The organism is Pseudomonas sp. GD04091 (assembly GCF_029836165.1).
In the GTDB taxonomy this organism is placed as follows: Bacteria; Pseudomonadota; Gammaproteobacteria; order Pseudomonadales; family Pseudomonadaceae; genus Aquipseudomonas.
Window position 1 is genome coordinate 213904 of sequence record NZ_JAOEBG010000007.1, and the last position, 24244, is coordinate 238147.

Annotated in this window: 20 protein-coding genes; 5 read left to right on the plus strand and 15 right to left on the minus strand. The window is 63.6% G+C overall.

Going from position 1 to position 24244, the window contains the following annotated elements; genetic code table 11:
* The 4 genes from truB to N7422_RS11900 all read left to right on the plus strand — a co-directional run bounded on the left by truB (position 1) and on the right by N7422_RS11900 (position 4301).
* Complete coding sequence (truB, locus tag N7422_RS11885) at positions 1–918, plus strand: tRNA pseudouridine(55) synthase TruB (protein ID WP_279806711.1); 918 nt, start codon at positions 1–3, stop codon at positions 916–918.
* Positions 919–1067: 149 nt separating this feature from the next.
* Positions 1068–1337, plus strand: coding sequence for a 30S ribosomal protein S15 (rpsO, locus tag N7422_RS11890; protein WP_029613930.1), 270 nt, complete (start codon positions 1068–1070; stop codon positions 1335–1337).
* A 248-nt stretch (positions 1338–1585) separates the two neighbouring features.
* Positions 1586–3691 (plus strand): polyribonucleotide nucleotidyltransferase, encoded by a 2106-nt coding sequence (gene pnp, locus N7422_RS11895; RefSeq protein WP_279806712.1) that lies wholly within the window; start codon positions 1586–1588, stop codon positions 3689–3691.
* 259 nt (positions 3692–3950) lie between these two features.
* Positions 3951–4301, plus strand: coding sequence for a BON domain-containing protein (locus N7422_RS11900; RefSeq protein ID WP_028691248.1), 351 nt, complete (start codon positions 3951–3953; stop codon positions 4299–4301).
* A gap of 106 nt (positions 4302–4407) precedes the next feature.
* Here N7422_RS11900 and N7422_RS11905 read toward each other — a convergent pair whose 3' ends face one another.
* Positions 4408–4710 carry a putative quinol monooxygenase gene (locus tag N7422_RS11905; protein ID WP_279806713.1) on the minus strand — a complete coding sequence of 101 codons (303 nt, stop codon included), beginning with the start codon at positions 4708–4710 and terminating at the stop codon, positions 4408–4410.
* A gap of 60 nt (positions 4711–4770) precedes the next feature.
* Here N7422_RS11905 and N7422_RS11910 point away from each other — a divergent pair, with 60 nt between their 5' ends.
* Complete coding sequence (locus N7422_RS11910) at positions 4771–5184, plus strand: VOC family protein (RefSeq protein WP_279806714.1); 414 nt, start codon at positions 4771–4773, stop codon at positions 5182–5184.
* A 47-nt stretch (positions 5185–5231) separates the two neighbouring features.
* Here N7422_RS11910 and N7422_RS11915 read toward each other — a convergent pair whose 3' ends face one another.
* The 14 genes from N7422_RS11915 to N7422_RS11980 all read right to left on the minus strand — a co-directional run bounded on the left by N7422_RS11915 (position 5232) and on the right by N7422_RS11980 (position 24173).
* Positions 5232–8159 (minus strand): DUF748 domain-containing protein, encoded by a 2928-nt coding sequence (locus tag N7422_RS11915; protein ID WP_279806715.1) that lies wholly within the window; start codon positions 8157–8159, stop codon positions 5232–5234.
* A 79-nt stretch (positions 8160–8238) separates the two neighbouring features.
* Positions 8239–9108, minus strand: a complete 870-nt coding sequence (locus N7422_RS11920) for an oxygenase MpaB family protein (RefSeq protein WP_279806716.1) — start codon at positions 9106–9108, stop codon at positions 8239–8241.
* Positions 9109–9139: 31 nt separating this feature from the next.
* Complete coding sequence (locus N7422_RS11925; RefSeq protein ID WP_279806717.1) at positions 9140–9493, minus strand: antibiotic biosynthesis monooxygenase; 354 nt, start codon at positions 9491–9493, stop codon at positions 9140–9142.
* A 35-nt stretch (positions 9494–9528) separates the two neighbouring features.
* Positions 9529–10512 carry a zinc-dependent alcohol dehydrogenase family protein gene (locus tag N7422_RS11930; protein ID WP_279806718.1) on the minus strand — a complete coding sequence of 328 codons (984 nt, stop codon included), beginning with the start codon at positions 10510–10512 and terminating at the stop codon, positions 9529–9531.
* 170 nt (positions 10513–10682) lie between these two features.
* Positions 10683–10985, minus strand: coding sequence for a metalloregulator ArsR/SmtB family transcription factor (locus N7422_RS11935; RefSeq protein ID WP_279806719.1), 303 nt, complete (start codon positions 10983–10985; stop codon positions 10683–10685).
* 83 nt (positions 10986–11068) lie between these two features.
* Positions 11069–13003: an acetate--CoA ligase gene (gene acs / locus N7422_RS11940; RefSeq protein ID WP_279806720.1), complete on the minus strand. Its 1935-nt coding sequence runs from the start codon at positions 13001–13003 to the stop codon at positions 11069–11071.
* 164 nt (positions 13004–13167) lie between these two features.
* Complete coding sequence (pgi, locus tag N7422_RS11945) at positions 13168–14832, minus strand: glucose-6-phosphate isomerase (protein WP_279806721.1); 1665 nt, start codon at positions 14830–14832, stop codon at positions 13168–13170.
* 233 nt (positions 14833–15065) lie between these two features.
* Positions 15066–15929, minus strand: coding sequence for a pantoate--beta-alanine ligase (gene panC / locus N7422_RS11950; protein WP_279806722.1), 864 nt, complete (start codon positions 15927–15929; stop codon positions 15066–15068).
* On the minus strand, positions 15926–16726 hold the full coding sequence (gene panB / locus N7422_RS11955) for a 3-methyl-2-oxobutanoate hydroxymethyltransferase (RefSeq protein WP_279806723.1): 801 nt from the start codon (positions 16724–16726) through the stop codon (positions 15926–15928). The genes panC and panB overlap by 4 nt, the downstream gene beginning before the upstream one ends.
* A gap of 250 nt (positions 16727–16976) precedes the next feature.
* Positions 16977–17456, minus strand: coding sequence for a 2-amino-4-hydroxy-6-hydroxymethyldihydropteridine diphosphokinase (folK, locus tag N7422_RS11960; protein WP_279806724.1), 480 nt, complete (start codon positions 17454–17456; stop codon positions 16977–16979).
* Between the two features lie 2 nt (positions 17457–17458).
* The gene (locus N7422_RS11965; RefSeq protein ID WP_279806725.1) at positions 17459–18853 is read right to left on the minus strand and encodes a polynucleotide adenylyltransferase PcnB; all 1395 of its coding nucleotides are present in this window, start codon (positions 18851–18853) and stop codon (positions 17459–17461) included.
* A gap of 740 nt (positions 18854–19593) precedes the next feature.
* Positions 19594–21033 (minus strand): sigma-54 dependent transcriptional regulator, encoded by a 1440-nt coding sequence (locus tag N7422_RS11970; RefSeq protein ID WP_279806726.1) that lies wholly within the window; start codon positions 21031–21033, stop codon positions 19594–19596.
* 4 nt (positions 21034–21037) lie between these two features.
* A complete protein-coding gene (locus N7422_RS11975) occupies positions 21038–24013 on the minus strand; it encodes a sensor histidine kinase (RefSeq protein WP_279806727.1) in 2976 nt (991 codons plus the stop codon).
* Entirely contained in the window at positions 23997–24173 is a 177-nt protein-coding gene (locus N7422_RS11980; protein WP_003250005.1) for a hypothetical protein, read from the minus strand. Before N7422_RS11980 ends, N7422_RS11975 begins: the two co-directional genes overlap by 17 nt.
* Positions 24174–24244 lie beyond the last annotated feature (71 nt).

A 24244-nucleotide genomic window follows, 5' to 3' on the forward strand; every position in this document is an offset into this window, starting at 1 on the left:
GTGGCCCAGGTCAAACGTATCCGCCGCAATGTCAGCGGCATCATCCTGCTCGACAAGCCACTGGGGTTCACCTCCAACGCCGCGCTGCAGAAAGTCCGCTGGTTGCTCAACGCGGAAAAGGCCGGCCACACTGGCAGCCTCGATCCGCTGGCCACTGGCGTGTTGCCGCTGTGTTTCGGCGAGGCGACCAAGTTCTCCCAGTACCTGCTCGATTCCGACAAGGGCTACGAAACGGTCATGCAGTTGGGGCAGACTACCAGCACCGCGGATGCTGAAGGCGAAGTCCTGCAGACCCGCGAAGTGACCGTCGGTCGCGCCGATATCGAAGCCGTGATCCCGCGTTTTCGCGGTGAAATCCTTCAGGTACCGCCGATGTACTCGGCCCTCAAGCGTGACGGCCAGCCGTTGTACAAGCTGGCGCGTGCAGGAGAGGTAGTGGAGCGCGAGGCGCGTTCTGTTACTATTGGCCGCTTGGAGTTGCTCGAGAGCGAAGGCACCCGGGCGCGCCTGTCGGTTGGCTGCAGCAAGGGCACCTATATCCGTACGCTGGTCGAGGATATCGGTGAGGCGTTGGGCTGTGGTGCCTACGTCGCCGAGCTGCGTCGCACCCAGGCAGGCCCCTTCGAGCTGGCACAGACGGTGACGCTCGAGGAACTCGAACAGGCCCACGCCGAAGGTGGCAACGAAGCGCTCGATCGCTTCCTGATGCCGTCCGACAGCGGGCTGCAGGACTGGCCGCTGGTAGGCCTCTCCGAGCACAGCGCGTTCTACTGGCTGCATGGCCAGGCGGTGCGTGCCCCGGAGGCGCCGCAGTTCGGCATGGTCCGGGTACAGGATCACACTGGTCGCTTCATCGGTATCGGTGAAGTGAGCGAAGACGGGCGCATCGCGCCGCGTCGACTGATTCGGTCGGAATGACCGAAACCACGGGTAGAGGCTTTGGCTGAAACCGGTGGTATCGAGGGTGGCTGTTATTAGGCACGGTCACGCCTCTTCTTATTAATACGGGGACTCGTCCCTGGCCTATTGGAGACCGTTCGCGGGATCCGTTTATCAGGAGAAGCCAAATGGCCCTCAGCGTCGAAGAAAAAGCTCAGATCGTTGCCGATTACCAGCAAGCCGCCGGCGATACCGGTAGCCCGGAAGTGCAGGTTGCTCTGCTGACCGCCAACATCAACAAGCTGCAAGGCCACTTCAAGGCCAACGAAAAAGACCACCACTCCCGTCGTGGTCTGATCCGTATGGTCAACCAGCGTCGTAAGCTGCTGGACTACCTGAAGGGCAAGGACACCACTCGTTACAGCGCCCTGATCGGTCGCCTGGGTCTGCGTCGCTAATAGCGGCCTGGCCAGTGGTGTTGCATGGTGTGTCGCATTCTTCGGCAACGCTGCCTGTCAGCGCTGTCGTTGGGCACGCCACGCGATCTGCGAGGTTGGCAGCCTGGTCTGCCGAGCGGTTCAACCGCCCGGCACCAGGTTCCCAGCCTCGTGTTGTATCTGGACGGTCAATGGGGCCGACTCCCCGTTCTGCCCAAGAATTCGCAAGAACCAGTTCCCCCAAGAGCCACTGAAAAAGGTAGGAAACCGTGAACCCGGTAATCAAGACGTTCCAGTTCGGTCAGTCGACCGTTACTCTCGAAACGGGCCGCATTGCCCGTCAGGCCACCGGCGCCGTGCTGGTCACCGTCGACAACGATGTCACCGTGCTGGTGACCGTGGTCGGTGCCAAGCAAGCCGATCCGGGCAAGGGCTTCTTCCCGCTGTCCGTGCACTACCAGGAAAAAACCTACGCTGCCGGCAAGATCCCAGGCGGTTTCTTCAAGCGTGAAGGCCGTCCTTCCGAGAAGGAAACCCTGACCTCGCGCCTGATCGACCGTCCGATCCGTCCGCTGTTCCCTGAAGGCTTCATGAACGAAGTCCAGGTCGTCTGCACCGTGGTTTCCACCAGCAAGAAGACCGATCCGGACATCGCCGCGATGATCGGTACCTCGGCTGCCCTGGCCATTTCCGGCATTCCGTTCGAAGGCCCGATCGGCGCCGCCCGCGTTGCCTTCCACGAAAGCACTGGCTACCTGCTGAATCCGACCTACGAGCAACTGGCTGCCTCGAGCCTGGACATGGTCGTCGCCGGTACCGAATCCGCCGTGCTGATGGTCGAATCGGAAGCCCAGGAGCTGACCGAAGACCAGATGCTGGGCGCCGTGCTGTTCGCCCACGACGAATTCCAGGCCGTGATCAAGGCCGTCAAGGAGCTGGCTGCCGAAGCCGCCAAGCCAACCTGGGACTGGAAACCTGCCGTTGCCAACACCGCGCTGTTCGACGCCATCCGCGCCGAGTTCGGCGAGGCTGTTTCCCAGGGCTACACCATCACCGTCAAGGCCGACCGCTACGCGCGCCTGGGCGAGCTGCGCGATCAGGCGATCGCCAAGTTCTCCGGTGAAGAAGGCCAGCCATCGGCTGCTGAAGTCAAAGACATCTTCGGCGAGATCGAATATCGCACCGTTCGCGAAAACATCGTCAACGGCAAGCCACGTATCGACGGTCGTGACACCAAGACCGTGCGTCCGCTGAACATCGAAGTCGGCGTTCTGCCGAAGACTCACGGTTCGGCGCTGTTCACCCGTGGCGAAACCCAGGCTCTGGTGGTCGCGACCCTCGGTACCGCCCGTGACGCCCAGCTGCTGGACACGCTCGAAGGCGAGAAGAAAGACCCCTTCATGCTGCACTACAACTTCCCGCCGTTCTCGGTGGGCGAGTGTGGCCGCATGGGTGGCGCCGGTCGTCGTGAAATCGGCCACGGCCGTCTGGCTCGCCGTTCGGTCCAGGCCATGCTGCCTGCCGCCGACGTGTTCCCGTACACCATCCGCGTGGTGTCGGAAATCACCGAATCCAACGGTTCCAGCTCCATGGCTTCGGTCTGCGGCGCCTCGCTGGCCCTGATGGACGCCGGTGTACCGATGAAAGCCCCGGTCGCCGGTATCGCCATGGGTCTGGTCAAGGAAGGTGACAAGTTCGCCGTTCTGACCGACATCCTGGGTGACGAAGACCACCTGGGCGACATGGACTTCAAGGTAGCCGGTACCGCCAAGGGCGTCACCGCGCTGCAGATGGACATCAAGATCAACGGCATCACCGAAGAGATCATGGAAATCGCCCTGGGCCAGGCCCTGGAAGCGCGCCTGAACATCCTCGGCCAGATGAACCAGATCATCGGCGAGTCGCGTACCGAGCTGTCGGCCAACGCCCCGACCATGATCGCGATGAAGATCGACACCGACAAGATCCGTGACGTCATCGGTAAAGGCGGCGCCACCATCCGCGCCATCTGCGAAGAAACCAAGGCCTCGATCGATATCGAGGACGACGGTTCGATCAAGATCTTCGGCGAAACCAAGGAAGCGGCTGACGCTGCCAAGCAGCGCATCCTGGGCATCACCGCCGAGGCCGAGATCGGCAAGATCTACGTCGGCAAGGTCGAGCGCATCGTCGACTTCGGCGCCTTCGTCAACATCCTGCCGGGCAAGGACGGCCTGGTGCACATCTCCATGCTGAGCGATGCTCGCGTCGAGAAAGTCACCGACGTGCTGAAGGAAGGTCAGGAAGTCGAAGTGCTGGTACTGGACGTGGACAACCGCGGCCGTATCAAGCTGTCGATCAAGGACGTCGCCGCTGCCAAGGCATCGGGCGTCTAAGCCTTCCCAGGCTGAGAAGAAGGACCCTTCGGGGTCCTTTTTTTATGCCTGCGCCTTTTTCTTGTGGACTTGCATCTTGCATGCAGCAATTTGCCCGGACTTGCAAAATGCACGATCACCGGCCCTTGCGTTAATTGGTAAGTAATTGATTTTTAAGGGTTAATTTTAGATCCGAAAACTGGCATACGCTGTGCAACATCACTTCTACCTGACGCCAGGAACCAAGGCGCAGACCTTTCGAAAAACAGGAGTGACCCACATGAAGAAGTTCGCCATTGCTGCCGCTACTGCTACCGCTCTGACCCTGACCATGGCCAACGCGGCGTTCGCTGCCCAGTCCACCCAGGCCCCGATGACGCTGGCGGCCGGTGAGGTGACCAAAGCCAAGGAAGCTACTTCCGACACCTGGATCACCACCAAGGTGAAAGCCGACCTGATGACTGAGAAAGGCGTGCCAGGCAGTGACATCAAGGTCGAAACCAACAAAGGCGTGGTATCGCTGTCCTCGGACGTGGCCATTACCGACGCTCAGAAGGAAATGGCAGTCGCCATCGCCAAGAAGATCAAAGGCGTGCAGGCCGTCTCGGCTGATGGCCTGAAGTCCGAATAAGGGATGTCCCGTCGGCCAAAGGGAGTTGGCCACCCCTTCAAGCAAAAGCCCCGGCACTCGCCGGGGCTTTTGTTTTGGCCATGCACCAGCGGCGCTGTGAACAGCTTCAGTGCACCGGATTACGGGCGATCACGTCGCTCTCGAAACACACCTGCTCCACGATCAAAGGCTCCACCACGGGCCGGCTGTCGCGAAAGTGCGCGGTCTGGGTGTGGGCCTCATACGCTGCGTCATCCCGGTAGATCTCGTACAGGTAGATCACCTCCGCCTCTTCTCGGTCCTGAGATACATCGAACACCAGGCAACCTGGCTCGGTGGCTACCGAGGCGGCGGCGTTGGCCCTGATGGCTGTCAGGAAGGCATCGGCGGTACCGGGTTTGACGCGAGTCTTGATAAACAGACAGTACACAGGAAGCTCCTTTTGTTTTAAATTCGTTTGTGAATTGTATACAAAAAAGGAGACCTGCCCATGTCCGATCTACCTGCTCGCCCAGGCCGCCTGAATGGCTTGCGCCACATCGCCCTGCTGGTGCCCAACCTCGAGGAGTGCGAGCGCTTCTACGTCGATGTACTGGGCATGGAGGTGCTCAACCGTGCCAACGAAGACCTGGTGTATCTCACCTGTGGCAATGACAACCTTTCGCTGGGACGTGGCGCAGGTGCCTCGAACGGTTTCCAGACCCTGGACCACTATGGCTTCATCGTCGACAGCGTGGAGGAGCTGGAGGCCTGGTACCAGTACTTCAAGGCCCGTGGCGTGACGTTGCTGGATCGGCCGTTCAACCACGGCGACGGCGCACGCAGTTTCCACTTGCTGGATCCGGCGGGGAACAAGGTGCAGCCGCTGTATCACCCGTCAGTGTCGGGGCAGCGGCTGGTCTGAAGTCATCGCGGGCACGCTCCGGTGGGAGCGTGCCCGCGACAGAGGTCTTACTCGGCGTCCAGATGCATCGGCGTCACCACCCGCCCGTCGCTTTCAGCCTGGCCGAGATTGGTATCGATGAAGTACACCCGGTCATCTTCCAGCTGCCCTTTGTCCACCAGGTAGTCCTTGATGCTGCTGGCCCGTTCCTGGCCAAGGTTGCGCAGCAGGGCGGGGCTTTCGGCCCACGACTTGATCACGGCCTCGCGCAGCTTGGTGGTACGCTCGTCGCGGCCCAGCTTCTCCCACTCAGCCGGCGGCTGCTGCTTGAGGCGAGTGCGGTAGATGCCTTCGAGCATCGCCGGCTTGTCGCTGTCGTCGACCACCAGCAGCGAGGCGTTGGCTGGCACCTTGTCGCCACGGCGCTGCAGGATCTTGTACCAGGTGGCCTGGTATTCGCGCTCAAGGCGTTGCTGGGCGATCAACGGGCCATCGCTGCCCTGGGCGGCGGTACCTTCGATCTCCAGGCGCAGCTCGGGACGCTCCTTCAGTGCGGAGGCGAGCTTGTCCAGGGACGATTGCACCTCTGGCGTGAGGTCGCTGGAGCCCGGTGCGAAGGACACATTGCCCAGGTCCTCTGCGCCGCCGCCCGCGACCAGCCCGCCAAGCAGCTTGAACGGCGCCTGGGCCGCGCGCAGCACCAGGTTGCGCAGGGTCTGCCAGACAATCGGCATCACGCTGAACTGCGGATTGTTGAGATCGCCCGACACCGGCAGCTCGATGGAGATCTTGCCCTCGGTGTCCTTGAGCAGCGCGACCGCCAGGCGAATCGGCAGGTCGACGGCGTCCGGGCTGTCGACCTTCTCGCCCAGTTGCAGTTGCTCGACCACCACCTTGTTCTCGGCCTTGAGCTGGCCGTTGGTGATCAGGTAGTGCAGGTCGAGGTTCAAGCGCCCCTTGCGAATGCGGAAACCGGCGAACTTGCCGGAGTAAGGAGTGAGGTTGGTCAGCTCGACGCGCTTGAAGCTGGTGGCGATGTCGAGGCTGGCCAGCGGGTTGAACGGATTGAGCGCGCCCTTGATGGTCACTGGCGCGTAGCGGTCCACCTTGCCCTTGATATCGACCTTGGCTGGCAGCGGCTTGCGGTTGTCGATGGTGCCGATCTGGCCGTTGAGCTGCTGCACCGCCGTGGCGAAGTTGGGGGTGAGGGTCAGGTCGGCGAAGTTGGCCGAGCCATCATTGATGCTGATCTGCCCGATATGGATGCCCAGCGGTTTCTCGCCACTGGCAGGCTTGCCCTTCGCGGCAGGCGCGTCAGCCGGTTGCGGGATTAGCAAGTCATCGACGTTGGTGGTGCGGTCTTCGTTGATGATGAAGCGCGCGTAGGGTTGCAGCAGAGTGACCTTGTCGATCGACAACGCATCGCCGTGTACATACGAAAGGCCATCGACGTTGACCTGTTGCCATTTGACGAAGTCGCGATTCTTGATGGTGTCCAGCGTGTGCAGCTGGTTGGCCTGGGCCTTGCCGGTGATGCTGAAGGCCAGTGGCTCGGTGCTCTTGAGGTCGACCTTGAGGTCGCTGGAAAGCATGCCGCTGCGCAGTTCCAGGCGGATGAACGGGCTGATGTAGGCCTGGGCGACGCGCAGGTCGATGTCTCGGGTGGCGACATCCAGCTTGGCGCTCACCGGCGCCAGGTTGACCTGGCCTGCGGCCTGCAGCTTGCCCTGTTTGCCCACGCCGGTGTCCAGCTTCAGGCTGAAGGGCGACTGGTTGAGGCTGTCGAAGTTCTGCAGGTCGAGGTTGAGCGGGCCAACGTCCAGCGCCACGGGCTCCTTCTGGCTACGGTCGGCCAGGTGGACCATGTAGTTGCGCGCCTGTACGTCCTTGAGCAGCACCTGCCAGGGCTTGCCGGGTTCCTTGGCGGCCTGTTCTTGCGGTGCGGGTTCGGCGGCGGCGGGTTCGGCCTTTTCCTTCGGCGTGGCCTTGGCCGGCTGGCTGGCGAACAGTTTCTGCCAGTCGATCTGGCCGTCCTTTTCCAGTGCTGCCCAGGTTTCCAGCTTCTCGCTGCGGATCTTGCCGACGATGACCTGTTGCTTGGCCAGGTCGATCGAGGTTTCGCTCACTTCCAGGCTGGCCAGGCGGGCCAGCGGCCGGCCGTCCGGGGCCTTGATGGCGAACGGCGCGACCCGCACGGAGGTATTGTCGAGCAGCAGCTCGGTTTCCTTGGCGAGGTTGAGCTTGTAGTGGGTGTCCAGGCTGACTTTGCCGTCCTCCAGCACCAGTGGCACGGCATCCCGCACATAGGGCCAGAACAGCTTCATCTGGCCGTCGGTGACTTTAAGGGTACCTTCGGAGGCGATCGGGGTCAGGCTGAGGGTGCCGCTCCAGTCGATGCGCCCACCTGCCGGGCCGTTGGCTACCAGAGTCATGTCGGCGTTGTCGTCAGGCAGGGTGCTGAGGTTCTTCAGCTCCAGGTTCATCGAATCGTAGAGAAACTCGATGGGCTCGCTGGGGCGCAGGTCCTGGAAGTGCAGATAGCCTTCGCTGAGCTTGATGCTGGCGATGCGCAGCGGGAACGGATCGCTCGGCGGTTCCTCCGGCTTGGCTTCGCTGGGCGGAATCTTGAACAGTTGCGCCAGGTTGAGGCTGCCGTCCTTGGCGAACAGCAGTTCGGTGCGCGGCTTGTCCAGTTCCACTGCGTCCAGGCGCAGGGCCTTGGTCCACAGGCTGTCGAGGGACAGGTTGGCGTACAAGCGCTCGAAGCCGACCTGTTCCTTGCCAGGCTCGCCGATCTGCAAGCCCCAGAGGGTCAGCTCCAGGCTGAACGGGTTGAGTTCGATGCGTTGCAGGTGCGCGGGCACCGTGGCGTATTGCGCCAGTTGCTGGTTGGCGATGCGCAGGGCGACGCCGGGGAGAATGAAAAAGCCGAGCAGGCCATACAGGGCCACGAGGGCCAGCAGTGCGCCGAGGGCGCGGGTCAATCCTTTGGGCATGTGTCGCTTCGTCTGTATCAGGCTGGAGTGCTTGGAGTATGGCACGTTAAATCGGTTCCGATGCGGCGACCAAAATACCTCATTCGATGCCCATCCGCCGCCTGGCGCGGTGCGCCGAGCCATTGCGCATGGCCCAACGCAGCACCGGGGCGGTATTGCTCAAGCCCAGGCGGATCATGTGTCGCGTCAATGAACCTTGGTGCAATCCGAGCATTTCGCTCGCCCATTCCGGCAGCAGATCCATGCCGGCCCTGAGCATCAGCTTGCCCACGGGCGTGGCCATCCGACTGGGGGCCGGCGCTTTCAGCAGGATCTGCACCACTTCCAGGCTGCGGGCATCGCAGCGCAGTTGCGGGCGCATACGTCGCAGGTAGTCGTCCACCTCGGTGCAGGAGCGTGGCACGTCGCGTGCGCCGAGACGCTCGGCGATCAGGGCGATCTCGTCGTAGTAGGCGTCCTGGTCGGCGCGCGGCAGGTGAGGGTTGCGGTAACGCAGATGGGCGGCGAGGAAGCTGCTGACCTCGGCCACGTGCACCCAGGTCAGCAGGTCGGGGTCGCTGGCCGCGTAGGACCGTCCGTCGGGCGCGGTGCCGACCACCTGAAGATGAATGGTGCGGACCTTGTCGATCAGCCATTCGGCGTCGCGGGTGGAGCCGAAGGTGGTACCGGAGATGAACTGGCTGGTGCGGCGCAGGCGGCCGAGCAGGTCTTCGCGAAAGTTCGAATGGTCCCACACACCGGCCAGGGCCAGGGGATGCAGCAGTTGCAGCAGCAACGCGCTGATACCGCCGACCAGCATGCTGGGAAAGTCGCCATGCACCTGCCAGCTGATGCTCTGTGGACCGAACAGGCCGGGGTCACCTTTGGGTGATTCCAGGTCGAGCTGGCCGAGGGCCACCCCGGTAAGGCTCATGACCTGGGTTTCTATGCGACGACGTAAGGCTTCCATGGCGACCTGTGCTGGCCGCCATGGCGGCCGTCTATGGGTTGAGGCGTTTGTCCAGCGGCCGGGGATCACCGGGACCGGTGGGCGCGCCCGTCTCGAACGCGCCACCCTGGACATGATAAACCCTGGGCTCCTGGGAAAAATATGGCGTCAGGTGGGTCATGAAGATCTGATGGTCTTCACTCGCCTCGAAGCCTGGCGTGTGATCCTCGAGCGATTGCCACTGCACGATCAGGTTGAAGCGATGGGGTGTTTCGATTCCCTGCGCGAGCACATGGCTGACGTGGCCCTTGGCCCGGCTGAGCAAGCAGGCTACCTCGGCAAAGGCGTGCCTGAACGAGTCGACGCGCTCGGGGCGAATCGGGAGTATGGCGATTTCGTAGATCATGGCGGTCCTTGAAATTGAGCTGAGCGATGGGCGTGTCAAGCGCTGGTGAGGTCGGCCACGGGCCCGACCGCAATGGCGATCTTCCCCTGAAGGCCAGGATCGCGGCTTTGCAGCCGGGCATGGGCGAGCGGAACGTCGGCAAGCGCATAGATGGCGCCCACGTGTGGCCTCAGTTGCCCGCGCTCGACCAGCGCGCTCAACTCGTCGAGCTTGCCGCGTTGCTGCCGGGTGAAGACGAAGTGGTAGCTGGCGTTCTTGCCCCAGGCCTGAATGAGGTTTTGCGGTTGCGCGATGTCCACGATCGAGACCACCCGCCCCAGCTGTGCAAGGGCGTCCGGGCTGCGAGACAGGGCATCGCCACCGATGGTGTCGAACACCACATCGACGCCGCGGCCCGCTGTTTCCCGCAGGATGACATCGACATAGTCCAGCTGCTCGTAGTCGATGATCACATCGGCGCCCATGCGCCGTGCGAACTCGGCGTTCGCTGCGCGCACCGTGGTGAACACCCTGGCGCCCATGGCTTTGGCCATTTGAATGGCGACATGGCCGACGCCTCCGGCGCCGCCGTGGATCAGGATGCTCTCGCCTACCCTGAGTGCCGCGCGCACGACCAGGGCCTCCCAGGCCGTTCCACCAACCAGGCTCAGGCTTGCCGCCTCGAGGTGGCTCAGAGATGGCGGCTTCATGCCGATGATGCTTTCGGCGGCGACGTGGTACTCGGCATAGCTGCCCGCCCCGTCGAAAATCTGCGGGGTGTACCACACCTCGTCGCCGGCCCTGAACGCCGTTACGCCTGGCCCGACGTCCTCGACGATACCGGAGACGTCATGCCCGGTGATGGCGGGAAGCGGCACCAGGTCGGGATAGTCGCCACGACGGACCTGATAATCCAATGGATTGATGGAGGTGGCCTGCACTCGGACCAGCACCTGTCCGGCTTGTGGCACCGGCTTGGGGACGTCGCGATATTCGAATGACTCCGGGCCGCCAAATGATTCAAGTATCAATGCTTTCATGGTGTGTTCTCGCTTCGATAAAAAGGGATATCGGGAAATATCGATTTAAAAGATTAAATGAAGTGGCTTTTCTCGTTCGGCACGCTCGGTAAGCGCGTTGATCACTGCCTCCATGGTTTCGTTAAAACGGGATATCGGGAAAACTCGATTTAAAGCCTCAAAAAGAACCTTTACAGCTCTCTCCCGATCAGCTCGGCAAGTGCGCTGATGTTGGCTTCGTTGCGCTTGTAGTACGTCCACTGACCAATGCGCCGGACCTCCACGAGGCCTGCGCGTTGCAGGGTGGCCAAGTAGTCGGACACCGTTGACTGCGACAGTCCCACGCCCTCCTGGATACTGCTCACGCAGACCCCCACCGTGTGAACGTCACCTTCGTCCTGTGGAGGAAAGTGTTTCACCGGGTCTTTCAGGCCTTTGAGGATCTCGAGGCGGGTGCGGTTCGAGAGTGCCTTGAATATGTCGAGCAGTTCCATCGCGCGATAATATCGGTATTTACCGATATGTCAAACCGGCGTGTCATGCTCGGAGCGGCCAACACTGGCCGCCCCGAACGCGCTTACTGGTTGAGGCGCTTGTCGATCAGCCCCTGGACCACGCTCGGGTCGGCGAGGGTGGAGGTGTCTCCCAGGTTGTCCAGTTCGTTGCAGGCGATCTTGCGCAGGATACGCCGCATGATCTTGCCCGAGCGGGTCTTGGGCAGGGCCGGCGCCCACTGGATCAACTCGGGCTTGGCGAAGCTGCCGATTTCCTTGCTGACCAGCGCCAGCAGCTCGGCCTTGAGCGCATCGTCGGGCTCGACACCGTTCATGGGGGTGACGAAGGCGTACACGCCCTGGCCCTTGAGGTCGTGTGGGTAGCCGACCACGGCCGCTTCGGCGACGCTGTCGTGCAGCACCAGGGCGCTTTCCACCTCGGCGGTGCCGATACGGTGGCCGGAAACGTTGATCACATCGTCGATACGCCCGGTGATCCAGTAGTCGCCATCGGCATCGCGGCGCGCGCCGTCGCCGGTGAAATAGTAGCCGGGCATGGGTTTGAAATAGGTATCGACCATGCGCTGGTGGTCGCCGTAGACGCTACGGATCTGCCCGGGCCAGCTGGCCTTGATCGCCAGCAGGCCGGCCCCGGGACCGTCGATGAGCTTGCCCTTTTCATCCAGCAGCACGGGCTGCACGCCGAACATCGGTTGGGTGGCGCAACCCGGCTTGAGGCGTGGCGTGCCGGGGAGGGGGGTGAGCATGATGCCGCCGGTCTCGGTCTGCCACCAGGTATCGACGATCGGGCAGCGCTTTTGCCCGACCTCCTCGAAGTACCATTCCCAGGCTTCCGGATTGATCGGTTCGCCAACGCTGCCGAGCAGGCGCAGACTCTTGCGCGAGGTGCCCTGCAACGGCCCCGAGCCTTCGCGCATCAGTGCCCGCAGCGCGGTGGGCGCGGTGTAGAAGATGTTCACCTGGTGCTTGTCCACGACCTGCCAGAAGCGCGAGGTGTCGGGGTAGTTGGGCACGCCCTCGAACATCAGCGAGATCGCGCCGTTGGCCAGCGGGCCGTAGACGATGTAGCTGTGACCGGTGACCCAGCCGACGTCGGCGGTGCACCAGAACACCTCGCCGTCACGGTAGTCGAACACCACCTTGAAGGTCATCGTGGCCTGCAGCAGGTAGCCGCCGGTAGTGTGCAGCACGCCTTTGGGTTTGCCTGTGCTGCCGGAGGTATAGAGGATGAACAACGGGTCTTCGGCGTTCATCGGCTCGGGTGGGCAGTCGTCCCCGGCCTTCTCCGTGGCTTCGTGGTACCAGAGGTCACGCCCTTCGCTCCAGGCCACGTCGGCGCCCGTGCGCTTGACCACCAGCACGCTGCTGACAGCGGGGCAACTGGCGAGCGCCTTGTCGACGTTCTGCTTGAGCGGGATGCGCTTGCCGCCGCGCACGCCTTCGTCGGCGGTGATCACAGTGCGGCAGTCGGCATCGAGAATACGGTCGCGCAGGGCATCGGGGGAAAAGCCGCCGAACACCACCGAGTGGATGGCGCCGATGCGCGTGCAGGCGAGCATGGCGTAGGCGGCTTCGGGGATCATCGGCATGTAGATGCACACCCGGTCGCCCTTTTTCACTCCACGCGCCTTGAGCGCGTTGGCCAGCCGGCAGACTTCGCGGTGCAGCTGGCGATAGCTGATGGCCTTGCTGTCCTTGGGATCGTCGCCCTCCCACAGCAGGGCGGTCTGCTCGCCGCGCTGGGCCAGGTGACGGTCGATGCAGTTGTGGCTGACGTTGAGCTGGGCGCCGTCGAACCAGCGGGCGCTGCCGGTGTTCAGATCGCACTGCTGCACGCTGGACCAGGGTCTGATCCAGTCCAGACGTTTGGCCTGCTCGGCCCAGAAGGTATCGGGATCCTCCACCGACTGGCGGTAGAGGCGGCGGTAGTCGTCGTCGGTGAGCGTGGCGGACTGGCTCACGGCCAGGGCCTGGGGAAAGTCGCGGATATCGAACATGGCGGGTGGTCCTGCTCTTGTTAGGGGCGAGGGACAGCAACGGCTATTCGATGGACAGTGTAGAAGGTGGTCATGTTCCTGGGGAAAAGCATCGCGGGGCAAGCCGGCTCCCACGTATCGGGCGTGGGAGCGGGCTTGCCCCGCGAGGAGAGGATGCGGATCTGTCAGCCGCGGTGACGGCCGCGGAAGTAGTTGATCAGCCCCTGGGTCGAGCCGTCCTCGGCGCTGTCTTCCTGGCTACCGACAAGACGCTGGTACACACCCTTGCCCAGCTCCTTGCCCAGTTCCACGCCCCACTGGTCGAAGGCGTTGATACCCCAGATCACGCTCTGCACGAACACCTTGTGCTCGTACATGGCCACCAGCGCGCCCAGGCGACGCGGGCTGATGCGCTCCACCACCAGGGTGTTGCTCGGACGATTGCCCGGAATCACCTTGTGTGGCGCCAGCTTGGCGATATCCGCCTCGTTCAGGCCTTTGCCGCGCAGTTCGGCCTCGGCTTCTTCACGGGTCTTGCCGAGCATCAGCGCCTGGCTTTGCGACAGGCAGTTGGCGTACAGCCACTGGTGATGATCGGCGACCGGGTTGAAGCTCACCACCGGGACGATGAAGTCGGCTGGGATCAGCTGGGTGCCCTGGTGCAGCAGCTGGTGGTAGGCGTGCTGGCCGTTGCAGCCGACGCCACCCCAGATCACCGGACCGGTGTCGGTCTTCACCGGGGTACCGTCCTGCAGCACGCTCTTGCCGTTGGACTCCATGTCCAACTGTTGCAGGTGCTTGGTGATATTGCGCAGGTAGTGGTCGTACGGCAGGATCGCGTGGCTGTGCGCTCCCCAGAAGTTGCCATACCACACGCCGAGCAGGGCCAGCAGCACCGGCATGTTCTTGTCGAACGGCGCGGTCTGGAAGTGCTGGTCCATGGTGTAGGCACCGGACAGCAGCTCCTTGAAGTTGGCGGTGCCGATGGCCAGGGCGATCGGCAGGCCTATGGCCGACCACAGCGAGTAGCGCCCGCCGACCCAATCCCACATCGGGAAGATGTTCTCTTCGCGGATACCGAAGGCCACGGCCGCAGCCTTGTTGCTCGAGACGGCGATGAAGTGACGGTACAGCTCGGCTTCCGAACCGCCCTGGGCCAGGTACCAGGTGCGTGCGGCCTGGGCATTCTTCAGGGTTTCCAGGGTGTTGAACGATTTCGACGAGACGATGAACAAGGTGGTCTCGGCGCGCAGTTTGGCCGACAGCTCATGGAACTCGCTGCCGTCGATATTGGCCAGGTAGTGGCAGCGCACGCCGCGCTGGGCGTAGGGAAGCAGCGCCTCGGAGACCAGCTCGGGGCCCAGGAACGAGCCGCCGATGCCGATGTTGACCACGTCGGTGATCGGTTTTTCGCTGTAGCCGCGCCACAGGCCGTCGTGGATACGGCCGACCAGTTCGGTGATCTGGTTGAGCACCTTGTGCACTTCCGGCATCACGTTGACGCCGTTCACGCTGAGCTTGTCGCCGACCGGGCGGCGCAGGGCGGTGTGCAGTACCGGACGGCCCTCCGAGGCGTTGATGATCTCACCGCTGAACATCGACTTGATGGCCGCTTCCAGGTCGACTTCCCTGGCCAGGTTCACCAGCAGGTCACGGGTCTGCTCGGTAATCAGGTTCTTCGAGTAGTCGAGGAACAGGCCGCAGCTGCTCAAGGAGAACTGCTCGAAGCGCTTGCCGTCGGCGGCGAAGGCTTCGCGCATGCTGAAGCCCTGCATGGCGTCGCGGTGTTGTTGAAGCGCCTGCCAGGCGGGCAGCGCCGTCACATCGTGGGGGGTACGGTAATACGCCATTGCGGGTGGTTTCCTTGGTGCATGGTCAGGCTTGGACAGTGGCAATCGTTGCCGGTTGCAAGCTGGACATTATAGGCATTGGCCGAAAACCGGAAATGGGGGAGGTGCCGTGGGGGATGAAATATTGTCGGGCGCGCGTTGCGCCCCTTTCGGCGGCAAGCTGGCTCCCAGGGTCCGGAGTTTGCTTTGTGGGAGCCGGCTTGCCGGCGATGGGCTGCCAGGCAGCCCCCTTGTCAGGCGGTCTGCTCTTCCAGGTGCAGGTAGATGTTGTCGATCAGTCGAGTGTTGCCCAGGTAGGCCGCCGAGATCACCACCAGGTCACGGTCGTCGATCATCGCCGGGCGCAGCGTCAGGGCATGGCGCACTTCCAGGTAGTCCTTGCGGAACCCGGCGGCTTCCAGCCGGGCTTGTCCTTGGGTGATCAGCGCCGGGAAGTCGCGCTGGCCCTGGCGAATCGCTTCGGCCATGTCGCTCAGGACTCGGTACAGCGCCGGCGCGGCGGCACGCTGTTCCGGTGTCAGGTAGCCGTTGCGCGACGACAGCGCCAGGCCGTCCTCGGCGCGCACGGTCGGTTCGCCGAGGATCTGGATCGGCATGTTCAGGTCGCGGACCATGGCGCGTATCACCGCCAACTGCTGGAAGTCCTTTTCACCGAACACCGCCAGGTCTGGCTGAACCATGTTGAACAGCTTGCTGACCACCGTCGCCACACCTTCGAAGTGCCCGGGGCGGCTGGCGCCGCACAGGCCTTCGGACAGCTGTGGCACGGCGACTCGGGTCTGTACGCTCATGCCGTCGGGGTACATCTCCTCGACGGTGGGGGCGAACAGCAGGTGGCAGCCGGCCTGGAGGAGTTTTTCCTGGTCGGCGGCGAGGGTGCGGGGGTACTTGTCGAGGTCTTCGCCGACACCGAACTGCAGGGGGTTGACGAAGATGCTGGCGACCACGAAGTCGGCGCGTTGGGCGGCCTTGGTCACCAAAGCCGCGTGGCCGCTGTGCAGGTTGCCCATGGTCGGCACGAAGGCGATGCGTTTGCCCTCGCCGCGGGCGCGGGCCACAGCGGCGCGCAGTTCACGGACGGTCTTGACGGTATTCATGCGCTGAACCCATGTTCGCTGCCTGGGAAGCTGACTTCCTTGACCGCCTGGACATAGGCGGCCAGGGCGCTCTGGATGTCCGGCTGGCCGGCCATGAAGTTTTTCACGAACTTCGGCACGCGGCCGCTCAGCGACAGCCCGAGCATGTCGTGCAGCACCAGTACCTGGCCGTCGGTGGCGCTGCCGGCGCCGATACCGATGACCGGAATGCTCACGGCCTGGGTGATTTCCGCGGCCAGCTCGCTGGGCACGCATTCGAGCAGCAGCATGGCCGCGCCGGCCTGCTCCAGGGCGATGGCATCGGCGCGCATCTGCCGCGCCTGGGCTTCCTGGCGGCCCTGGACCTTGTAGCCGCCCAGCACGTTGACGGTCTGCGGTGTCAGGCCCATGTGCGCGCACACCGGCACGCCACGCTCGGCCAGCAGGCGGATGGTCTCGGCCAGCCAGGCGGCGCCTTCGATCTTGAGCATGTGAGCGCCTGCGCGCATCAGCTGGGCGGCGTTGATGAAGGCCTGCTCGGGGGTGGCGTGGGCCATGAAGGGCAGGTCGGCAAGGATCAGCGCCCCGTCGTTGCCGCGTTTGACGCAGGCGGTGTGGTAGGCCATGTCGTTGTTGGTGACGGGCAGGGTGCTGTCATGGCCCTGCAGGACCATCCCCAGGGAGTCGCCCACCAGCAGCACTTCCACGCCGGCCTGGCTGGCGGCCTTGGCGAAGGTCGCGTCGTAGCAGGTCAGCATGGTGATTTTCTCGCCCTTGGCCTTCAGGCCGTGCAGGGTGGTCAGGGTTACTTCAGGCATGTAGGGGAATCCTCGTTCAGGCGCTGTGAAAAACAACTGCGTACAACGCGTGTATTCATCTTCCGGAGCGGCACATCATCGGTCGTGATGTTCGGGCACAGGTCCGTCCGAGCCTAAATGGGTGATTGCGGCATAGTGGCGCCGCGGGACGCCTATAGTCGTGAGCGAGGTGGGGGAAGTCAACCAGCCGTGTTACCGCAATGTTACGGCGTGGGTGTTACTGGCGTTACCGCCGTCTGGAACGCCCGGATTACAGGCGTTCCAGGCCGACGAACGGGCAGTCCTGGAGCAATTGCGCCAGGGGGCGGCCGTCGGCGAGGCGGAAATCGGCGGGGACCAGTTCGGCGAGCGGGTAGAGCACGAACGGGCGGGCGTGCATATGGTAATGCGGCACTTGCAGGCGCGGCTCGTCGATGACCCGGTCACCGAACAGCAGCACGTCGAGGTCGAGGGTGCGCGGGCCCCAGCGTTCCTTGCGCACACGGCCCTGGTCGTTCTCGATGGCTTGCAGGGCGTCGAGCAGCTCCAGCGGGGCCAGCGCCGTGTCGATGGCCGCCACGGCATTGGTGTAGCGGGGCTGGCCAGGCAGCAACGATTCGCTGGTATACAGCGCCGAGGCCGCCGCCAGACGCGTGTCGGCGATCAGGTCCAGTGCCTGCAGGGCGCTGCGCAGCTGTGCGGCGGGCTCATCCAGGTTGCTGCCCAGGCCGATGAACGCACGGGTACTCACGTTCAGTCCCAGGCCTGCTCGTCGTCACGCTTGCGCTTGCTGCCACTGCGCTTGCGCTTGCGTGGACCGGCACCCGTGCTGGCCCCGTCATCGCGGCTACCCAGCTCGCGGATCATGTCGCGGCGCTGGCTGTCGTTGGCCTCTTGATAATCGGTCCACCACTCGCCCAGCCCCTCGGTTTCCTCGCCGGCGCTTTCACGCAGCAGCAGGAAGTCGTAGCCGGCGCGGAAGCGCGGGTTGTCCAGCAGCATGTCGGCGCGCTTGCCGCTACGGCGTGGCAGGCGCTCCTGCATGTCCCAGATCTCGCGGATCGGCAGGGTGAAACGCTTCGGGATCGCGATGCGCTGGCACTGCTCGGCGATCAGGTCGTGGGCCGCGCCATTCATGGCCGGGATCGGCGGCACGCCCTGGCTCTGCAGGTATAGCGCACGGCCCGGCAGGGCTGGCCAGAGCAGGGCGGCGAAGAGGAAGGCTGGCGTTACCGGCTTGCCCTGCTTGACGCGCAGGTCGGTGTTGGCCAGGGCCTGGCTGATCAGGGTGTGGGTGTAGGTCGGGCGCTCTTCGAGTGCGTGGCTGCTGGCCGGGAACAGGGGCTCGAACAGCTCCAGGTCGACCAGCATTTCGAAGGTGATCGCACCCTGGCCGTTGAGGAACAGCTTGAGGCTTTCCTCGAACAGGCGCGCAGGCGGAATGTCGCGCAGCATGGGCGCCAGCTCGCGGATCGGCTGCACGGTGTGCTTTTCGATACCGAAGTTGAGCTTGGCGGCGAAGCGCACGGCGCGCAGCATGCGCACCGGGTCTTCCTGGTAGCGGTGGGTCGGGTCGCCGATCAGGCGCAGCAACCGGTTGCGGATGTCGTGGACACCGTTGGCGTAATCGAGAATGCGCTCGCTGACCGGATCGTAGTACAGGGCATTGATGGTGAAGTCGCGACGTTGCGCGTCTTCCTCCAGGGTGCCGTACACGTTGTCGCGCAGGATGCGGCCGCTGGCATTGTGCGACGAGCGGTGGCTGTCGGCCTGGTCTTCGTCCGAATGCGGTGCGCGGAAAGTGGCGACTTCGATGATGTCACGGCCGAAATGCACGTGGACCAGCTTGAAGCGCCGGCCGATGATGCGAGCATTGCGGAACTCGGCGCGCACCTGTTCGGGCGTGGCGCTGGTGGCGACGTCGAAGTCCTTGGGCGTGATGCCCAGCAGCAGGTCGCGCACGCAACCACCGACCAGGTAGGCCTGGTAACCGGCCGCCTGCAGGCGTTCGACGATGCTTACCGCATGGCGACTGAACTGACTGCGTTGCAGCGAGTGCTGGCTCTTGTTGATCACTTCAGGCGTGGTGCGCCTGTGGTGCTGGCCACGAACGGGCGGGCGGAACGACTGGAACAGCTTCTTCAGCATGGGATGCACTGTTTGAAGGAATGATCGGCCAAGGATAGGAGAATGGCCGCATGATGGGCGGGGATTCTAGCATTTACTGGGGGAATGGTGTAGGCGGTGTGCCAAGAGGTGGTCGGAGCGCCAGAAACGACATGGGGAGCCGAAGCTCCCCATCAAGTCGTTGCGTGCTCTTATTGTTTTTCTGCTGGGCTTTTTGTTTTTGTTGAGCGCCCTGTCCACAAATCTCGAAGCTTGTGGACGACCCCCAAACCGGGGGTAAAGAGCAAACGGATTGCTTTGGTCGCCGAGATGATGCTGATCTTTCGATCCAATCAGTTCAGGTGCTGCTTTTGAGTGCAGTTTTTGTTGTTCTCTGTCTGATCGTGGGGCAAGCCCCAAACACAACTCCTCTCCAAAAGAATCAGTTAGCTGCGCCTCCGCCGTCTTGTTCTTGTTATGCGTGAGCCGTTTCGTCTTGTTCTTATTCTGAGTTGCAGTGCTTGTTATTGTTCTTGTACTGAACATATAGCAGGTGCCGTGCCAACTTTTGAAAAGCCAGTAAAACCGGGGCTTTCGTCGATTCTGGCAGGATCGGGAGGCGGGCAAATGTAGAAATTTCGTTACCGTACGCCTCGGGGGATGTTACGGCTGACAGGTTGGGTAACAGATTTTTGCGGGAACTGATGTGTTACCGCCCAAACGCATCGCGGGCGATGCGGCGACCCACAAGCCCGCATCGCCCGCGATTTGTCTGCGCTGAATCAGTTGTCGCTGGTGGCGTTGCTCTTGCGTCGCGGGATGCCCAGGCGCTGGCGGCGTTCCCACAGGCACTTGCGGCTCACGCCCAGCTTGCGTGCCAGCTCGGTCTCGGTCATGTGGTCCTGATGTTCGAGCACGAAGTGCTGGAAGTAGTCTTCCAGCGACAGATCCTCGGTCGGCTCGTGGCTGGCGTTGTTGGCGCTGGCCAGTGTCGGCAGGTTGTCGAGAACGTCGTCGTCCAGATCGCTTAGCTCGATGTCGATCCCCAGCAGGTCGGCGGAAATCTCCGCGCTCTCGCTGAGAATCACCGCACGCTCCACGGCGTTTTCCAGCTCACGCACGTTACCCGGCCAGCTGTAGTGACGGATGGCCTGCTCGGCCTCATGGGAGAAATGCAGGTCGTCGCGGCCGATGCGTGCGCTCTGGCGGGCCAGGAAGGCGTTGGCGATTTCGTTGACGTCGCTGCCACGCTCGCGCAGGGCTGGCAGTTTGAGGGCGATCACATGCAGGCGGTAATAGAGGTCTTCCCGGAACTGGCCGGACTTGGCCAGGTTCTTCAGGTCGCGGTGGGTCGCGGCGATCAGGCGCACGTCGACTTTCTGCGACTGCACCGAGCCGACCCGGCGGATCTCGCCTTCCTGCAGCACGCGCAACAACCGGGCCTGGGCTTCCAGCGGCAGCTCGCCGATTTCGTCGAGGAACAAGGTACCGCCATCGGCCGCTTCGACCAGGCCGGCGCGGCCGGCGCTGGCGCCGGTGAACGCGCCCTTCTCATGGCCGAACAGCTCGGACTCGATCAGGGTTTCCGGGATCGCCGCGCAGTTCACCGAGATCATCGGAGCCTTGGCACGGCGCGACAGGTTGTGCAGGGCACGGGCGACCAGCTCCTTGCCGGTGCCCGACTCGCCCTGGATCAGCACATTGGAGTCGGTGGGGGCGACCTTGCGGATCTTCACGAACAAGTCCTGCATGGGGGCGCAGGAACCGATGATGCCGATCTCGCCATTGGCCGGAGCGGGGCTGGCCTTCTCGCCATTGGTCCTGCCGTTGCTCGCCCGCGATTCGGCGGCAGGCGCCACGGCCGGAGCGTTCTGTCGGTCGCGCAGGATCCGGGCGACGGCCTGCAGCATCTCGTCGTGGTCGAACGGCTTGGCGATGTAGTCCACCGCGCCCATCTTCATCGAGTCCACCGCCGAGCGCAGGCTGGCGTAGCTGGTCATGATCAGCACCGGGGTACCCTGGCCGAGCTTGATCAGCTCGGTGCCTGGCGCGCCCGGCAGGCGCAGGTCGCTGACGATCAGGTCGAAGGTGGCAATGCTGAAGCGTTCCTGGGCTTCCTGCACCGAGCCGGCTTCGCTGACCTGGTACTGGTTTCGTTCGAGCAGGCGGCGCAAGGCCGAACGGATGATGGTTTCGTCTTCGACGATCAGAATGTGCGGCATTGATTCAATTCTCTCGACGGTCTCGAATTTCAGGGGACGTCGCTACGACATGCCGGGGCAGGGTCACGCGGATCCGGGTACCACGTTGGCGCTCGATGTCGGCCGGGCTGTCGATGGTGATTTGCCCATAATGCTCTTCCACGATGGAATAGACCAGAGCGAGCCCCAGTCCGGTGCCTTCGCCCGGGTCCTTGGTGGTGAAGAAGGGTTCGAAGAGGCGGTCCATGATGCTTTTCGGGATGCCTGTGCCTTCGTCCTCGACGATCAGGTCGACCGTGTGTTCGTTCACTTCGCTGCGCACGCGCACGGCGCTGCCGGGAGGCGAAGCGTCGCGGGCGTTGGAAAGCAGGTTGATCAGCACCTGGGCCAGGCGCTGGGGGTCGCCCTCGGCCCAGTGTTCCGGGTCGCAGAGGTTGAAGAACTGTACTTCGAAATTGCGCCGGTTCAACGCCAGCAGACCAATGGCGTCCTGCGCGACTTCCGCCAGGCACACCGGCTCTTCGCTGTTCTGCTGGCTGCCGCCGGCATGGGCGAAGCTCATCAGCGACTGGACGATGCGCGACACGCGCTTGGTCTGTTCGAGGATCTGGCTGGACAGTTCGATGATCTCGCCGTCGCCCTCGCGTTCTTCGCGCAGGTTCTGCGCCAGACAGGCGATCCCGGTGATCGGGTTGCCGATCTCGTGGGCCACGCCGGCGGCCAGGCGGCCGATGCTGGCCAGGCGCTCGGAATGCACCAGCTTGTCTTCCAGGGCCTGGGTCTCGGTGAGGTCCTCGACCAGCAGCACCAGGCCGCTGTTGCCCGGTGCCAGCGGCTCGTCGATGGCCGCTTTGTGCAGGTTCAACCAGCGCGGCTGGCCGTCCAGGACCAGGCGCTGCTTGTGCAGGTGCTCATCGGGCACGTTGATGAAGCCCTGCAGCAGGCCGCGCCAGGGCTCGGCGATGGTCACCAGGCGCGAGCCCACCACATGCTTGGCGGCGATGCCGGTGAGTTCTTCCATGGCCTTGTTCCACATCAGGATTTCCTGGTCCTTGGCCAGCGAGCAGACGCCCATGGGCAGTTCCTGCAGAGTCTGGCGGTGGTAGCGGCGCAGGGCGTCGAGTTCGGCGGCCAGGCCGGTCAGACGCGAGTGATAGTCCTCGAGGCGGCTTTCGATGAAGTGGATGTCCTCGGTGACATAGTTCTCGTTGCCGGACTTGTAGGGCAGGAACGTCTCGACCATGTCCTGGGCCACGCTCGGGCCCATCAGCCCGGACAGGTTGGCCTCGATGCGGTCGCGCAGGCGGCGCAAGGCGTAAGGGCGACGCTCGTCGAAGGGCAGGTACAGGTCGCGCAGGGCTTGCTCGACCTCTTTCTGCGCGGCCTTGGCACCCAGCGGCTTGGCCAGCTGGGTGGCGAACTCCTGGGGCGAGGCGGCATGCAGTTCACGGCGCTGCGGGCGACGCACGTTGTCCACCGCGCAGGCCTCGGCGGCGCTGACTTCTTCGCTGCTGGCGTTGGTGAACAGCGAGATCAGGGTGAACAGCAGGACGTTGGCCGCCAGCGAAGCGATGGCCGCCATGTGCCAGCTGGTGTCGTCCAGCACGTAGATCATGTTCAGCAGCGGGATATAGAAGCCCTGCAGGTTGCCCAGCAGCGGCAGCAACATGGTTACCATCCACACCAGCGTCCCGGCCAGCAGGCCGGCGATGAAGCCGCGGCGGTTGGCGGTCGGCCAGTACAGCACCGAGAGCACACCGGGAAGGAACTGCAGGGTGGCGACGAAGGCGACGATGCCCAGGTTGGCCAGGCTCTGGTGACTGCTCTGGGTCAGGTAGAAGACGAAGCCGGCGGTGATGATGGCGACGATCAGCGCGCGACGGGTCCATTTCAGCCAGCGGTAGATGTTGCCTTCGGCCGGAGGCTGGTACAGCGGCAGGACCAGGTGGTTCAGGGCCATGCCCGACAGCGCCAGGGTGGTGACGATGATCAGCCCGCTGGCGGCCGACAGCCCGCCGACATAGGCCAGCAGCGCCAGGGCTTCGTTGTTGGCGGCGATCCCCAGGCCCAGGGTGAAGTACTCGGGGTTGGTGCTGGCGCCCAGGCGCAGGCCGGCCCACAGCACCAGCGGCACGGCCAGGCTCATCAGCAGCAGGAACAGCGGCAGGCCCCAGCTGGCGCTGACCAGCGCGCGTGGGCTGAGGTTCTCGGTGAAGGCCATGTGGTACATGTGCGGCATCACGATCGCCGAGGCGAAGAACACCAGCAGCAGGGTGCGCCATGGGCCTTCCTGCAGCGGGGTGTGCAGCGCCGCGAGTGCGGTCTGGTTCTGCAGCAGCCAGACTTCCAGCCCGTGGGGGCCACCGAATACGCCGTACAGCGCATACAGGCCGATACCGCCCAGCGCCACCAGCTTGATCACCGACTCGAAGGCGATGGCGAACACCAGCCCTTCGTGCTTCTCGCGGGTGGCGATATGCCGCGAGCCGAAGAAGATGGTGAAGAGGATGATCAGCGCACAGAAGGCGAAGGCCACTCGGGCCTTGACCGGTTCGCCGGTCAGGATGCTGATGGAGTCGGCCACCGCCTGGATCTGCAGGGCCAGCAAGGGCAGCACGCCGATCAGCATGATCACCGTGGTCAACGCGCCGGCCCAGGTGCTGCGAAAGCGAAACGCCAGCAGGTCGGCCAGCGATGACAGCTGGTAGGTGCGGGTGATCTTGAGGATCGGGTAGAGCAGCACCGGCGCCAGCAGGAAGGCGCCGGACACCCCCAGGTAACAGGCAAGGAAGCCGTAGCCGTACTGGTAGGCCAACCCGACCGAGCCATAGAAGGCCCAGGCGCTGGCATAGACGCCCAGCGACAGGGTGTAGGTCAATGGGTGGCGAATGACCGAGCGCGGGATCAGCCCACGCTCGCTGATCCAGGCCACGCCGAACAGCACCAGCAGGTAGGCGGCGCTGATCAGGATCATCTGGGTCAGGCTAAAGCTCATCGGCATCTCGTTGGCTCTGCAGGATGAAGGTGACGACGATCAGGATCAGCCAGAGCAGGTAGGGGCGGTACCAGGCACCGGTCGGTTCGATCCACCAGTCCATGATGGCCGGGGAGAACAGGTAGATCCCCACGACCAGAAGCAGGACCAAACGATAGATGTACATGCTGGCCTCGAGGGTTGGGCGCTGCGGGTTTGGACTTATTATTGGCGCAAATGATGGCGGCGATGCTAGCG

Bases quoted from the DNA above. Each gene is read 5' to 3' on its own strand.
- N7422_RS11900 (WP_028691248.1), top strand. From the start codon at position 3,951: ATGAAGAAGTTCGCCATTGCTGCCGCTACTGCTACCGCTCTGACCCTG.
- pgi (WP_279806721.1), bottom strand. From the start codon at position 14,832: ATGGCGTATTACCGTACCCCCCACGATGTGACGGCGCTGCCCGCCTGG.
- acs (WP_279806720.1), bottom strand. From the start codon at position 13,003: ATGTTCGATATCCGCGACTTTCCCCAGGCCCTGGCCGTGAGCCAGTCC.
- N7422_RS11935 (WP_279806719.1), bottom strand. From the start codon at position 10,985: ATGGAACTGCTCGACATATTCAAGGCACTCTCGAACCGCACCCGCCTC.
- N7422_RS11930 (WP_279806718.1), bottom strand. From the start codon at position 10,512: ATGAAAGCATTGATACTTGAATCATTTGGCGGCCCGGAGTCATTCGAA.
- N7422_RS11915 (WP_279806715.1), bottom strand. From the start codon at position 8,159: ATGCCCAAAGGATTGACCCGCGCCCTCGGCGCACTGCTGGCCCTCGTG.
- N7422_RS11965 (WP_279806725.1), bottom strand. From the start codon at position 18,853: ATGCTGAAGAAGCTGTTCCAGTCGTTCCGCCCGCCCGTTCGTGGCCAG.
- N7422_RS11975 (WP_279806727.1), bottom strand. From the start codon at position 24,013: ATGCCGATGAGCTTTAGCCTGACCCAGATGATCCTGATCAGCGCCGCC.
- panC (WP_279806722.1), bottom strand. From the start codon at position 15,929: ATGAATACCGTCAAGACCGTCCGTGAACTGCGCGCCGCTGTGGCCCGC.
- panB (WP_279806723.1), bottom strand. From the start codon at position 16,726: ATGCCTGAAGTAACCCTGACCACCCTGCACGGCCTGAAGGCCAAGGGC.
- N7422_RS11925 (WP_279806717.1), bottom strand. From the start codon at position 9,493: ATGATCTACGAAATCGCCATACTCCCGATTCGCCCCGAGCGCGTCGAC.
- N7422_RS11920 (WP_279806716.1), bottom strand. From the start codon at position 9,108: ATGGAAGCCTTACGTCGTCGCATAGAAACCCAGGTCATGAGCCTTACC.
- N7422_RS11910 (WP_279806714.1), top strand. From the start codon at position 4,771: ATGTCCGATCTACCTGCTCGCCCAGGCCGCCTGAATGGCTTGCGCCAC.
- rpsO (WP_029613930.1), top strand. From the start codon at position 1,068: ATGGCCCTCAGCGTCGAAGAAAAAGCTCAGATCGTTGCCGATTACCAG.
- N7422_RS11980 (WP_003250005.1), bottom strand. From the start codon at position 24,173: ATGTACATCTATCGTTTGGTCCTGCTTCTGGTCGTGGGGATCTACCTG.
- N7422_RS11970 (WP_279806726.1), bottom strand. From the start codon at position 21,033: ATGCCGCACATTCTGATCGTCGAAGACGAAACCATCATCCGTTCGGCC.